Annotated in this window: 11 protein-coding genes; 6 read left to right on the top strand and 5 right to left on the bottom strand. The window is 61.1% G+C overall.

The window, feature by feature from the left end:
* The 6 genes from AB4O25_RS10840 to AB4O25_RS10815 all read left to right on the top strand — a co-directional run bounded on the left by AB4O25_RS10840 (window position 1) and on the right by AB4O25_RS10815 (window position 6,937).
* Entirely contained in the window at window positions 1-606 is a 606-nt protein-coding gene (locus tag AB4O25_RS10840) for a tRNA-uridine aminocarboxypropyltransferase (RefSeq protein WP_460150851.1), read from the top strand.
* 146 nt (window positions 607-752) lie between these two features.
* Window positions 753-1,655, top strand: coding sequence for a cysteine synthase CysM (gene cysM / locus AB4O25_RS10835; RefSeq protein WP_017527552.1), 903 nt, complete (start codon window positions 753-755; stop codon window positions 1,653-1,655).
* On the top strand, window positions 1,655-3,007 hold the full coding sequence (gene rlmD / locus AB4O25_RS10830) for a 23S rRNA (uracil(1939)-C(5))-methyltransferase RlmD (RefSeq protein ID WP_116079389.1): 1,353 nt from the start codon (window positions 1,655-1,657) through the stop codon (window positions 3,005-3,007). Before cysM ends, rlmD begins: the two co-directional genes overlap by 1 nt.
* Before the next feature lie 122 nt (window positions 3,008-3,129).
* Window positions 3,130-5,376 (top strand): GTP diphosphokinase, encoded by a 2,247-nt coding sequence (gene relA / locus AB4O25_RS10825; RefSeq protein ID WP_017527554.1) that lies wholly within the window; start codon window positions 3,130-3,132, stop codon window positions 5,374-5,376.
* A 156-nt stretch (window positions 5,377-5,532) separates the two neighbouring features.
* Window positions 5,533-6,366: a nucleoside triphosphate pyrophosphohydrolase gene (mazG, locus tag AB4O25_RS10820; protein WP_217855289.1), complete on the top strand. Its 834-nt coding sequence runs from the start codon at window positions 5,533-5,535 to the stop codon at window positions 6,364-6,366.
* 25 nt (window positions 6,367-6,391) lie between these two features.
* Window positions 6,392-6,937 (top strand): DUF2058 domain-containing protein, encoded by a 546-nt coding sequence (locus tag AB4O25_RS10815; RefSeq protein ID WP_017527556.1) that lies wholly within the window; start codon window positions 6,392-6,394, stop codon window positions 6,935-6,937.
* A 92-nt stretch (window positions 6,938-7,029) separates the two neighbouring features.
* Here the strand turns inward: AB4O25_RS10815 and AB4O25_RS10810 are convergent, their stop codons facing one another.
* From AB4O25_RS10810 to AB4O25_RS10790, 5 genes are all read right to left on the bottom strand, one after another.
* Window positions 7,030-9,150: a TonB-dependent receptor gene (locus AB4O25_RS10810; protein WP_017527557.1), complete on the bottom strand. Its 2,121-nt coding sequence runs from the start codon at window positions 9,148-9,150 to the stop codon at window positions 7,030-7,032.
* A gap of 11 nt (window positions 9,151-9,161) precedes the next feature.
* Window positions 9,162-10,373: an MFS transporter gene (locus AB4O25_RS10805; RefSeq protein WP_017527558.1), complete on the bottom strand. Its 1,212-nt coding sequence runs from the start codon at window positions 10,371-10,373 to the stop codon at window positions 9,162-9,164.
* Window positions 10,363-12,255 carry an IucA/IucC family protein gene (locus AB4O25_RS10800; protein ID WP_223271399.1) on the bottom strand — a complete coding sequence of 631 codons (1,893 nt, stop codon included), beginning with the start codon at window positions 12,253-12,255 and terminating at the stop codon, window positions 10,363-10,365. Before AB4O25_RS10800 ends, AB4O25_RS10805 begins: the two co-directional genes overlap by 11 nt.
* Window positions 12,256-12,540: 285 nt before the next feature.
* Window positions 12,541-12,729: a hypothetical protein gene (locus AB4O25_RS10795; protein WP_017527560.1), complete on the bottom strand. Its 189-nt coding sequence runs from the start codon at window positions 12,727-12,729 to the stop codon at window positions 12,541-12,543.
* A 307-nt stretch (window positions 12,730-13,036) separates the two neighbouring features.
* Window positions 13,037-13,750, bottom strand: a complete 714-nt coding sequence (locus AB4O25_RS10790) for a DUF3108 domain-containing protein (RefSeq protein ID WP_017527561.1) — start codon at window positions 13,748-13,750, stop codon at window positions 13,037-13,039.
* Window positions 13,751-13,754 lie beyond the last annotated feature (4 nt).

Raw genomic sequence — 13,754 nt, 5'->3', positions numbered from 1 at the left:
ATGTCCAGACCCCAGTGTTCCCGTTGCCTCAGGCCCGTCACCCATTGCCTTTGCGCGCTAATCCCCACCCTCGACAGCCGCACCCGCGTGCTGTTGCTGCAACACCCGAGCGAGGTCAACCATGCGCTCAATACCGCGCGGTTGGCGGCGTTGGGTCTCAATAACGCGCGATTGGTGGTGGGGGAGGTATTCGATGACCTGGCCACGCTATTGACCCCGCCCGGTTATCAGGCCCGGCTGTTGTTTCCCGCCGACGACGCCCAGCCGCTGCAAACCTATGCGCCTGATGAGCAACCGCTGTTGCTGGTGGTGCCCGACGGCACCTGGCGCAAGGCGCGCAAGCTGCTGCATCTCAACCCGTTGCTGGCCGCATTGCCACGGGTGACGTTGGCCGATGGCGGCGTCTCGCGTTATCGACTGCGCAAGGCGCCGGGGCCGGGGGCATTGTCGACCATTGAAGCCATCGTGCAGGCGTTACAGGTATTGGAAGCGCCCTTGTCATTCGAGCCGTTGCTCAAACCCTTTGAAGCGCTGATCGAGGGGCAGATTGCGGCGATGGGTGATGAGGTCTTCCATAAAAATCATGGTGACGGTCGGCCTGGCTAGCAGGTTCACCGAGGGGGGCTTGCCCCGATGGGCCCCCTCACAGTCACCTTATGCCTTTAAGCCATAAGCACCGTACTTTGCGTGATATGGCCCGCCGGCCTTTCCCGGTATGATGTGCGCCCCGCAGTCTGGATTGCGAATACGCCATGACCTTGCAGTACCCAACAATCGCCGATTGCGTCGGCAACACGCCCCTGGTCCGCTTGCAACGCATGGCGGGTGAAACCAGCAATACCCTGTTGCTCAAGCTCGAAGGCAACAACCCGGCCGGCTCGGTAAAAGACCGCCCGGCGCTGTCGATGATCACCCGTGCCGAGTTGCGCGGGCAGATCAAGCCCGGCGACACCCTCATCGAAGCCACCTCGGGCAATACCGGAATCGCCCTGGCCATGGCTGCGGCGATCAAGGGTTACAAGATGGTGCTGATCATGCCCGACAACGGCAGCGCCGAGCGCAAGGCGGCGATGACCGCTTATGGCGCCGAGCTGGTGCTGGTGACCCAGGAAGAGGGCATGGAAGGCGCCCGCGACCTCGCCGAGCGTATGGCCGCCGAAGGCCGTGGCCAAGTGCTGGACCAGTTCGCCAACGGCGATAACCCCGAGGCGCACTACACCAGCACCGGCCCGGAGATCTGGCGCCAGACCCAGGGCACCATCACGCATTTCGTCAGCTCCATGGGCACCACCGGCACCATCATGGGCAACTCGCGCTACCTCAAGGAGCAGAACCCGGCGATCCAGATCGTTGGCCTGCAGCCGATGGAAGGCGCGGCCATCCCGGGTATTCGCCGCTGGCCCGAAGAATATCTGCCGAAGATCTACAACGCTGCGCGGGTGGATCGCATCATCGACATGGCCCAGCGTGAGGCTGAAGACACCACTCGCCGTCTGGCTCGTGAAGAAGGTATTTTCTGCGGCGTGTCGTCCGGCGGTGCCGTGGCCGGTATGTTGCGCCTCTCCAAAGAAGTGGAAAACGCGGTGATCGTCGCGATCATCTGTGACCGAGGCGACCGTTACCTGTCGACCGGCATCTTCGACGAACCCAACTGATGGCCAAGCACGAGAGAGGCCTGCGCTTCCAACCGACGGGCGGCAGCCGGGCCCCGCAGGTTCCAGTGGGCAAGAAGCAACGCCTGACCATCGAGCGGCTGGCCAACGACGGCCGTGGCATCGTGTTCTTTGAAGGCCGCACCTGGTTCGTCAATGGCGCGCTGGCCGGCGAAGATGTCGAAGCGCGCGTGTTGGGGGCCCATGGCAAAGTGGTCGAGGCCCGCACGGAGCGGGTGTTCAAGCCCAGCGAACTGCGTCGTCCGGCGCCGTGCGCGCATGTTGGCCGCTGTGGCGGTTGCAGCGTGCAGCACTTGCCCCACCACGAACAACTCGCCCTGAAACAGCGCATGCTCGCCGAACAACTGTCCCGAGTGGCCGGTGTCGAGCCGCAAGAGTGGGCGCCACCTTTGAGTGGTCCGGAGTTTGGCTACCGACGCCGCGCCCGCGTGGCTGTGCGCTGGGATGCCAAGGCGAAAAAACTCGAGGTGGGTTTTCGCGCCGTGGCCAGCCAGGATATCGTCGCCATCGATGATTGCCCGGTGCTGGTACAGGCCTTGCAACCGATCATGCAGCGCTTGCCGAACATGCTGCGCCGCCTGAGCAAACCCCAGGCGCTGGGGCATGTGGAGCTGTTCAGCGGTTCGTCCATCGCCGTGTTGCTGCGGCATATGGCGCCGCTGTCCGAAGCGGACCTGCACGTCTTGAAAGAATTTTGCAGCTTTCATGAGGCTCAATTATGGCTGCATGGCGAAGGCCGGCCGGAACCCGTCGAGCCCGATCAGGCCCTCGGTTTTCGCTTGGACGCATGGGATCTGGATCTGGCTTACCGGCCAGGAGATTTCGTGCAGGTCAATGCCGGGGTCAACGAGGCGATGGTTGCCCAGGCTCTGGAATGGCTGGCACCGCAGCCTGATGAGCGGGTTCTGGACCTGTTCTGCGGCCTGGGCAACTTTGCCTTGCCGCTGGCCAAGCAGGCGCGGGAAGTGGTGGCGGTGGAGGGTGTGCAGACCATGGTGGACCGGGCGGCACACAATGCCCTCAGCAACAATTTGCATAATGCGCAGTTTTTTCAGGCCGATTTGTCCCAGCCTTTGACTGACGCGGAATGGGCCAAACAGGGCTTTTCTGCGGTACTCTTGGACCCACCCCGCGATGGTGCCCATGAGGTTGTGCGCAAGCTCGCCACTCTAGGGGCCAAGCGCCTGGTGTATGTGTCCTGCAACCCCGCCACGCTGGCGCGGGACACAGTTGAGTTGGTCAAGCAAGGCTACCGGCTAAAACGTGCCGGGATCCTCGACATGTTTCCGCAGACAGCGCATGTCGAGGCCATGGCGTTATTTGAAGCGGGCTAGGATGCCCGTTTAATCCGACTGGCCTGCGTTCTCCAAGGCCTGTGAACTGCCACGGAGCTCGCAGTAAAAGGTCGGCGATGATTCTGGCGCATCGAAGATGCGTCATAGGGAAGGTAAGCAAGATGGTACAGGTGAGAGCACACCAGCCGATCAACACTGACGGCAGTATCAATCTCGAGGCATGGTTGGATCATGCCGTCAGTGTCGATCCGGCACTGGACCGTGAAGCCTTGAAAGCAGCCTGCGAGTTCGCTCGTGAGTCTGAACAGCAAGACAATGCGGCCAAGAACCTGTGGGCCGAGGGCACTTCCAGCTTTCGCACCGGCCTTGAGATCGCCGAGATCCTCGCCGACCTCAAGCTGGACCAGGATTCGCTGATCGCCGCCGTGCTCTATCGCGGCGTGCGCGAAGGGCACATCCCGTTGGCCACCGTGGGCCAGCGTTTCGGCTCCGTGGTGGCCAAGCTGATCGACGGCGTGCTGCGCATGGCTGCCATCAGCGCCAGCCTCAGCCCGCGCCAGTCCCTGGTGTTGGGCACCCAGGGCCAGGTCGAGAACCTGCGCAAGATGCTGGTGGCGATGGTCGACGACGTACGCGTCGCGCTGATCAAGCTGGCCGAACGCACCTGCGCGATTCGTGCGGTGAAGACCGCCGACGACGAAAAGCGCAACCGCGTCGCCCGCGAAGTCTTCGACATCTACGCGCCGTTGGCGCACCGCCTGGGTATCGGCCATATCAAATGGGAGCTGGAGGATTTGTCCTTCCGCTACCTGGAGCCCGATCAATACAAGCAGATCGCCACGTTGCTGCATGAGCGGCGGCTCGACCGCGAACGCTTCATTACCGACGTGATGGGCCAACTGCGTGCCGAATTGCAGGCCACCGGCGTTGATGCCGACATCAGCGGCCGCGCCAAGCACATCTATTCCATCTGGCGCAAAATGCAGCGCAAGGGCCTGGCCTTCAGCCAGATCTACGACGTGCGTGCCGTGCGCGTGTTGGTGCCGGAAATGCGCGACTGCTACACCGCGCTGGGCATCGTGCACACCCTGTGGCGGCACATCCCCAAGGAGTTCGACGACTACATCGCCAACCCCAAGGAAAACGGCTATCGCTCGTTGCACACGGCGGTGATCGGCCCCGAGGGCAAGGTGCTCGAGGTGCAGATCCGCACCCACGCCATGCACGAAGAGGCAGAGCTGGGCGTATGCGCGCACTGGCGCTACAAGGGTACCGACGTCAAGGCCGGCTCCAATCAATACGAAGAAAAAATCTCCTGGCTGCGCCAAGTGCTCGAATGGCATGAAGAGCTGGGTGACATCGGCGGCCTGGCCGAACAGCTGCGGGTGGATATCGAGCCGGACCGGGTCTATATCTTCACCCCCGACGGCCACGCCATCGACCTGCCCAAGGGGGCCACGCCGCTGGACTTCGCCTACCGCGTACACACCGAAATCGGCCACAACTGCCGGGGCGCGAAGATCAACGGGCGCATCGTGCCGCTCAACTACAGCCTGCAGACCGGTGAGCAGGTCGAGATCATCACCAGCAAACACGGCACGCCAAGCCGCGACTGGCTGAACCCGAACCTGGGTTACATCACCACCTCGCGGGCGCGGGCTAAGATCGTGCACTGGTTCAAGCTGCAGGCGCGCGACCAGAACGTCGCCGCCGGCAAGACCTTGCTCGAACGCGAACTGGCGCGCCTGGGCCTGCCTCAGGTGGACTTCGACAAGCTGGCCGAAAAGGCCAACATGAAGATCGCCGAAGACATGTTCGCCGCCCTTGGCGCCGGCGACCTGCGCCTGGCGCAACTGGTCAACCTGGCCCAGCAACTGGTCGAGCCCGAACGCGGTAACGAACAGTTGGAACTGATCCCACGCAAAGCCACCGGCTACAAGCCCGGCAAGCGCGGCGATATCCAGATCCAGGGCGTGGGCAACCTGTTGACGCAAATCGCCGGTTGCTGCCAGCCGCTGCCGGGCGACGCCATCGTCGGTTACATCACACAGGGCCGTGGCGTGAGCATTCACCGCCAGGACTGTGCCTCGGTGCTGCAACTGGGTGGGCGCGAGCCGGAGCGGATTATCCAGGTCAGTTGGGGCCCGGTGCCGGTGCTCACCTACCCGGTAGACATCATCATCCGTGCCTACGACCGTTCCGGTTTGCTGCGTGACGTGTCGCAAGTACTGCTCAATGAGCGGATCAACGTACTGGCGGTCAATACCCGCTCGAATAAAGAGGACAACACGGCGTTGATGTCCTTGACCATCGAGATCCCGGGGTTGGACGCGTTGGGGCGGTTGCTGGGGCGTATTTCCCAGTTGCCGAACATCATCGAGACCCGGCGCAACCGCACACCCTCATGAATAGCTGGATGAACACGGTTCCAACGTGTGGGAGGGGGGTTTGCTCCCGATAGCGGTGGGTCAGTCGATATAGGTACTGACTGATCCACCCTCATCGGGAGCAAGCCCCCTCCCACAGATGATCGGCAGTGTTCGTACCTGATCGGAAAGAGACTGATGTATTCACTGGATGACCTGCTGCACTTGATGAATCGCCTGCGGGACCCGCAATACGGGTGCCCGTGGGACATCAAGCAAACCTACGCGAGCATCGTGCCGCACACCCTGGAAGAGGCTTACGAAGTCGCCGATGCCATCGAGCGCGGTGACTTCGACCATCTGCAAGGTGAACTGGGCGACCTGCTGTTCCAGGTGGTGTATTACAGCCAGCTGGCGCGGGAAGAAGGGCGTTTCGAATTTGCCGGGGTGATCGACGGCATCACCCGCAAGCTGATCCGTCGCCACCCGCACGTGTTCCCCACGGGCGACCTGTATGCGCCGCTGGATATCCCGCAATTGAGCGAAGAGCAGGTCAAGCTGCGCTGGGAGCAGATCAAGGCCGAGGAGCGTGCACAAAAGTCTGACGCGCCGGAGCAGCTCTCCCTGCTGGATGATGTGCCTGGCGCATTGCCGTCGTTATCCCGTGCCGCCAAATTGCAAAAACGCGCCAGCCAGGTCGGCTTCGACTGGCCATCCGCCTTGCCGGTGGTGGATAACGTGCGCGAAGAGCTGGATGAAGTGCTCGAAGCCATGGCCGATAACGACTCGGTGGCCATTGCCGATGAGGTCGGTGACCTGCTGTTTGCGGCGGTCAACCTGGCCCGGCACCTGAAGGTCGACCCGGAAACCGCGCTGCGTGGCGCCAATGCCAAGTTCGAACGACGTTTCCGATTTATCGAACAGGCATTGCGCGATACCCAGCGTCCCATAGAAGATTGCACCCTTGAAGAATTGGACGCCCTCTGGGGCGAAGCCAAACGTCAGGAAAAGAACGTGTCCAGCTGCGGTTGAGCAGTTGCCTAAGTGAGTAAGCACCATGAGCCTTTCCCTTCGCGACCAGTTGCTCAAAGCAGGTCTGGTCAACCAAAAGCAGGCCAAGCAGGTCGGCAAAGAGAAACAGAAGCAGCAGCGCCTGGTTCACAAAGGTCAGGCCGAGGTTGATGACACCCAGGCGCGCCTGGCCCAGGAAGCGCAGGCCGAGAAGGTCAAGCGCGATCAGGAGCTGAACCGCCAGCAGCAGGAAAAAGCCGAGGCCAAGGCGCGCACGGCGCAGGTCAAGCAACTGATCGAGACCTCGCGCCTGCCCAAGCTGACCACCGAGGACTACTACAACTTCGTGGATGACAAGAAGGTCAAGCGCCTGTCGGTCAATACGCTGATGCGCAACAAGCTGAGCAACGGCTCACTGGCGATCGTGCACCACGGTGGCGGTTACGAGGTGATCCCCCGTGAAGCGGCGCTGAAGATCCAGGAACGGGCACCGGAGCGTATTGTGCAGCTCAATATCCTGACCGAAAGCCAGGTGCCGGATGAGGATGACCCGTATGCGGCCTACCAGATCCCGGATGATCTGATGTGGTAAGGCGCTAACCCCGTAAACGACAAACCCCGCTCAACAGGCGGGGTTTGTCGTTTCTACGCGGCGTATGGCCGACCGCGGGCTACATCAAGCAATCACCAATCCACCGCATAGCTCAGGCTGAACGTGCGCCCTTGAGCATTCGGGTAAGGCGCGCGTGCGTTGGCCTGGGCGAACATGTTCTGGTAGTTGCGGTCGCTGAGGTTGTAGATCGCCCCTTCCAGGCGCCCGACCGGCAACCGCACTGAGCCCAGCAGGTCGACCAACGTATAGCCTTTTATATCGCGACCATTGTTGTCTTTGAACGCAGCGTCATAGTCCGCCAGTTGCATGCCTTGCAGGCGCAGGCTGTAGTCATCGTGGTCATAACCGACGAAGACGGTGGTCTTGGCCGGCGAGATACGCGTGGCGGGCAGGTCGATCCATTTGCCGTTTTGCTTGGTTTCACCTTTGGCGTAAGCGTAGGTGCCGCCAACCGACCATTGCTCGGTCACGTTGTAGGTGAGGCTGGTTTCGATGCCGCGCACGCGCTCTTTCTGGTTGACCAGGCGCAGCACACGATCGTTTGCGTCGTAGAACTGGGTGACATCCGAGGTGTTCTCATAGGCCGTTACGTTGGCCAGCCACTTGTCCCAATTGCCACGCCAGCCCAACTCGTAGCTATCGACCTTGAGCGCTTGTGCGTTGAGTTTCTGAATGTCATAGGTGCTGCTGACGTCGCGCAGGAAGCGCTGGATATCCGGCAGCGAAAAGCCCTGGCTGAAGTTGGCGAACACGTCCTGGTTTTCACTCAGGTGATACACCGCGCCGAGGTTGTAGAGCGTGTCATCGTATTTAAGGGTGCCGCCGGGCAGGGTTGCACGGTTGCCGGTCTGAACGATTTCCCCGTAGGCGATGCTGTCGGCAACGTCGCTTTCGATCCACTCGCGACGCACACCGCCACGCAGGGTCCAGTCACCGATGTCGTAGGACAGCTGACCAAAAATGGCTTTGGTGGTGGTCTCGATGTCCGGGCCCAGTTCGAAGGTAGTGCCGGTCTTGGTGTAGGTCAGGCCATTGACGCGGTATTGGTCGCCGCGCTGGCGTGAGGTTTCATGGTCATAGTCCGCGCCCCACACCAGGTTGCCGGTTGCCGGGCCGATGTCTGGCATCTGGCTGTCAATCGCCGCGCGCAGCCCATACACATCTTGCACGCTGTTGTTGTCGGCCACGCCGGCGCGGCCGCGCGACAGGTCCGGGAAGAACAGCGCGTCGGCGCGCCGCCAGTAGCTTTCGATCTGTAAGCCCTGACCGTAGAAATCCTTATCGGTGTAGTTGAGATTGACCGCCTGGTTGTGGGTATAAGGCTGGTCATCCAGGTCCAGGCCTTTTACCGCGACGGCATTGCTGGTGATGCGTGGGTTCTTGGTGTAGCGGGTGTCTTGTTCGTCTTTGTAGTCTTGCAGTGACAGGCTGATCTTCTTGTCGTCATCCAACTCATAGCCGAAACGACCTTGCAGGTCGTAGGTGTCGGTGTCCATGTTGCTGCCCTGGGACGTGTCCTGGGGAATGCGCTTGCCGTTGCCGTCAAACTGGTCGTTGCGCTGTACGGTGTTGGCCGATAAGTACCAGTCCACGGGGCCTTGACGGCCCGTTGCGCTCTGAAAGGCCTCGTAGGCGAAGCCCTTGTGGCTGAGGTTGTTGCCGGAGGTCATGCCGAGCTTGCTGCTGAACGCCAGGTCTTCACCTTTGTTGCGCTTGGTGATGATGTTGATGATGCCGCCCGATGCGCCTGCGCCATAGACACTGCTGGCGCCGGATATCACTTCGATACGTTCAATGCTTTCCGGCGCCACGCTGTTGAGCTGACGGAAGTTATCGCGCGTTGCGTTCTGGGACACGCCGTCGATCAGGATCAGCGTACTGCGCCCGCGCAGTGTCTGGCCGAAGTTGCTCATACCGCCGCTGGAAGGCGAAATGCCCGGTACCAACTGGCCGAGGATGTCGGCGACCCGGCGCCCCGCGCCTGCCTGCTGGCGAATCTGATTTTCGTCGATGACCTGCACGGAGCCTGGGATCGCTGCAATGCTGGTTTCACTGCGTGTGGCGGAAACCACTGTGGCCTGTAGCTGCAGGTTGGTGGGGGCTGCCTGCGTTTGCTCGGATTGATCGGCCCAGGCCGGCGCGCTGATCGATCCGAGGAGGGGCAGCAAAACCGCCCATTGCGATTTGTTCATGACCTTGCCTTTCAGTTATTAGAAGTATTGACAGAAAAACGCGATGTTTCGGGCGTTCGGGTGAACGAACGGATTGCGCGGATACCCAGGGCGGCCAGGGCATACGTGAGTGCTACCAGCCAGAAGCTATGAGCCAGACCGACTAGGCCCATGCCGATACCGCCTATCAGGACGCCGCACAGCGCGCCGGCTTTGGCGGCGCTGTTGCCCAGGCCGAGCGCGAAACCTTGTTGGCTGGGCGCCACGGTATTGGCGATGAGGGTGTACGCGACCGGCAACAAAGCGCCTTGCCACACGCCCCATATCAACCGGCTGGCGAGGAACCCCAGCCATTCGCTTGCGATCGCCGTCAAGGCCAACGTCAGGGCGCAGGACCACGTGACCCATTCGATGATGCGTAGCGTCTGCGCCGGCTGATGACGGTCGAACAGGCGCCCCCACAACGGAGCGGACACTGCCAGGGTGAGCGCACTGGCGGCATAGCTGGCACCGATCAGCCACGCCGGGGCGTGTAATACGTCGGCGACGTATAGGGCATAAAACGGTTGCGGCATCATCTTGGCGGCTTGAATCAGCACGATGATTCCCAGCATTGCGCCCAGCCAGCCCTTGGGCAGCGCGCTGGCGGGCGTGGTACGCGCCGGCCGCACGTGCTGCGTATCGCCCGGCAAGAACAGGCTGATCACCGCACACAACAAGCAGACCGCGGTAGCGCTGTAGCACAGCAGGGCGAAGCCCGAGATATCCATCAGCCAGCCGCCCAGCACTGGCCCGGCCAGCGAGCCCACGGCGGTGGCCGATTGCAGGCGCGCCAAAATGTGGCCGCGCCCGCCATCGCCGCAGCAGGCCAGCGCATAGGCTTGGGCCGCGGCAATGAAGCCGGCCAGTGCACCTTGTGCCACTCTGATGGCCACCAGTAGCCACGGGTCGGTGGTGAAGGCAGCCAACGCCTGGCACACCGCCAGCGCCAGCAGTGCCCGGATGATCATCGGCTTATGGCCGGTACGATCACCCAGGCGCCCCCACATCGGCGTGAGCAGCATCGCCGCCATCATCGGCCCGGCATATACCAGGGACGACAGCAGGCCGGTGTAGTGGGCGTCGGCAACTCCCAGCAGCTTCTGGATTTGCAGCGGCCAGAACGGCCCGCTCATTTCCATGGCCCCCATGGACACCAACTGAATCACCACCAGCAGGCGTAGCGCAGTGTGGTTAGCCTGCACGGGCGAGGCTGCTCAGCGGGTTCGGCAGGCGACCCACAATGTCGGCATGGCTTTCAAGCAAGCGCATGCGCATAAACGACTTGGCCGGCCAGTCCTGCTCCAGCAGCGCTTTGCGTTCAGTCTCCCAGCGCTGCGGTTCGACTTGGCTGCGCAAATCATCAAAACACTGGTTGACCTGCGCCGACAGTTCATCCCATAGCAACGCCTGGGGAATATCGAAGTAGCGGGCGCTGAGCAACACCAGCTCTCCCAGATGGCACATGAAGACCGTGTGCAAGAGCTTGTCACGCACGAAGCTCGCGTCGTCGTACAGGGTCATCTTGGGATCGTGCAGTTCGATGTCAAGACCTTGGGCGTGCAAGGTCTTGCGGTCGATCCGGATATCACCGAAGTCACGCAACAACAGGCGGTTCGGTTGCCCATCCGCCGCCATGACCATAAAGGCATTTTGTTGATGGGCCTCGAAAGCCACACCGTAGCGCAGGTACATACCCAGCAGCGCCGGCACCGTGATCGCGGCGTAGTCCCGAAAGAAGGCGAGCATCGCATCCGCGTCGTCAATGCCTTTGCTCAGGCGTACCCATTGCCTCAGCAGGGGTTGCCCATGCTGGTCGATGGCAAACAGGCTGCCCACGGGCACGGCCATTTCGCCGGGCGCGAGCAGGCTCAGCGGGTTGTCGCGGTAGAGCACGGCCAAGTGGCGGGAGCTTTCGTCATTGGCGGGCTGAGGCTTGAAGTGCACGCCGATGCGCTCGGGAACGATGCTGAGCATTTTCTGAATCGCAGGCTCGCGCTTCAAAATGGTCTGCAACAGATGGCTGATGCGCGGGCCCATACGGGCCGAACGGGGTGAAACAGTGCGCTGCACACTGGTCAGTCGCAGTGAAACCGGCAGTTTGACCATCGGCGCGTCGCGCCGGCCCTCGGGCAGCACGGTTCGGAAGGACATGGTGGGGTGGGCGTTGAACGCGACGATGTCGGTCAGCACCAGCAGGCGGTCGCCAATTTCGTTGGCGAACAGTTGCGGCAATTCCTGGCGTGCCTGCCAAGGGTGGGCCGGCAATGGAAGATAGTCGCTGGCCTCAAGCCCCTGGGATGCCAACTGCGCGGTCAGTTGTTGGGCGGCCTGTGGGAAGTGGTGTTGCCACCACGGCCAATAATCCGCCGTACCGGCCAATGTCTCGACATGCGCGAACTGGCGGTGCAGCGCACACAGGAGCACGGGGAAACGAGCTTCGAATTCCGGCGAAAAGTCGATGACCTGGTGCGTGCTCAAACCCAGTTTGGTTTTGTAGTTGGGATGCCACGGATGGCCCAGCGTGCCCCACTGTTCAAGCACCGAGGTAGGGTTGCTGACGCTAGGGTCGTGCTTGAGATGGCTGAGCAGGTTGTGTTGATGCGCAGGGGCCATGGCGGCGTGCAGCTTGAGTGTCCACTGCTCATGGAAGGCGAGGCACAGGGTGTCGTTGACGAAGCTGTCGTCGATCTCTGTGTTGAGCCGGGCCAGTACCTCTGAGGTGGCGGGCGATTCAAGGCAACCGTTGAGCAGCGTCAACAGCTGCGAAGGGAACTGAATTTTTTGTGCAGGCTGATCTGCGCGGCAGAGGGTGACGTGACCGCGCAGGTCCCAACTGCCCATGCGTCCGGGAACAAGGTGATCGAAACGCAGGTGGCTGTGGTCCGGGAGTGCCAGCGAGCATTGACCGCGCTCGTTGTAAGCAAGGGCGTCGCAGGCCAATAGGCCTTCACGAAACAGTGCCTGGACCAAGCGTTGAAAGCTGCGCTCGGCGGCGGGGGCCAGCGTGCAGACCAATGAGTCGAGGGAGATGCGATCGGTTTGAAACTGTGGGGTAGCAAGTGCCTGCGTCCAACGTTCCAGCAATGAAATCTCCGGCGTCCTGCAGTTTCCGTGCGTCACAATCGAATTCCTTATTCGTGGGGCTAGGTAAAACGCGTCGGGATGTTATCGAGAACCATTACCAATTGTCTATTTGTTGTTACATATATTTGTTGGAAACATTTCCCCAGGGCCTTGTTTTAGAGCGGTTGCAGCGCTCATGCGGGGGAGCAGGGGGCTTGGAAAAGCAAAAAACCCGTTCAAAGACGGGTTTTTTGGTTGCAGTGCCCAGGCTGCGTGGGGCCTGGGCATTGGCGCGATTTCAGCGTTTCAGGAGCTTTGCGGCTGACGTTGCATCTCAAGGGCTTCGAGCTCGTTTTTATAATTATGAGCGTCGCTCTCGTTATGGAACATGCCGACCAGCAGGTCTTGTTGGTGTACATCCCAGATGTGAATCCCATGGCCCAAGGCTTCGTGGGACATATGTTCGTCGTCGCGTTCAGTTACTTTTACAGTCATCTGCTTGCTCCAATCTCTGGTGGACCTGCGGCAAGTCGTCGCAGGCCTTTGTTATATGATTTGTTAGCTTGCTAAGTAAACGGCTTTGACGGTTTATGACAGAAGTTTCATGTTGTATGGCAGCTTGATAGGGCTGGGTGGGTCATGCCGCCGCTATCGGGAGCAAGCCCCTCCCACATTTAAAAGTGTTCGCAGTCCAAAACTGGGAGGGGCTCGCTCTCGATGGCGGTAGAAGCTTCAACACAAAATATCCAGGCGAAAAAAAGCCCCGCATTCAGCGAGGCTCCGGTTCAGCTCATCTGCGCAATCAGCTGCCTTTGACGGCCTTACCGTCAACGGTACCGTCCTGCAGCATGATGTTGTATTCCTTGCCGTCGGTTTCCACCTGACGCAATGCAACCAGAATGCCGCCCTGGTCCTTGGCAAACCACATCTGGGTGATGCGCTTGCTTTGCGTCGGGTCGCGCACGCGCTCGACCTTGATCGCATCAATGGAACCGACCTTGGTCTGGACCTTTTCCGGGCCGATCACACGGAAGTCGTAGGTGTCGACGTCGGTGCCTTCCACCACGTTGTAGCTCATGCTCTTTTTGCCGGCCGCCACATCGCGCTGCAGCGCCAGTTGGTAGGTCGACTTGTCGAGCATGCCGCTTTGCAGGGGCACGTTGACCGGGTCTTTGTTTTCAAAGCCGGTGACTTTCTTGGCGGTCTGGTCGAAGTCCAGGTTGATCTTCTTGGCCTTGCCCAGGCCGCCGCGCTCGAAGCTGTAGCTCTTGGGTTGCAGGGCGTCCTTGTCAAACTGGATGACGCTGGTTTCGGTCAGGCTGGCGATCATCATCGAGGCCTTGAAATTCAAGGTCCACGTACCGTCGCCATTCTTGGTCAGGCTGCGTTCAGCCGAACCACTCATGGGCAGCTGTTTCCAGTCGGCGGTGTAGCTGGCGGAGAAAGGGTGAAGGTCTGCCGCTTGCACGGCAGGCAAGGCAAACAGAGCGAAAGCGAAGAGCAAGGCGCGACGCATAAAA

The sequence above is a fragment of the Pseudomonas sp. S3_A03 genome (genome assembly GCF_054668275.1).
This window is presented reverse-complemented; position numbering and strand designations above follow the sequence as displayed.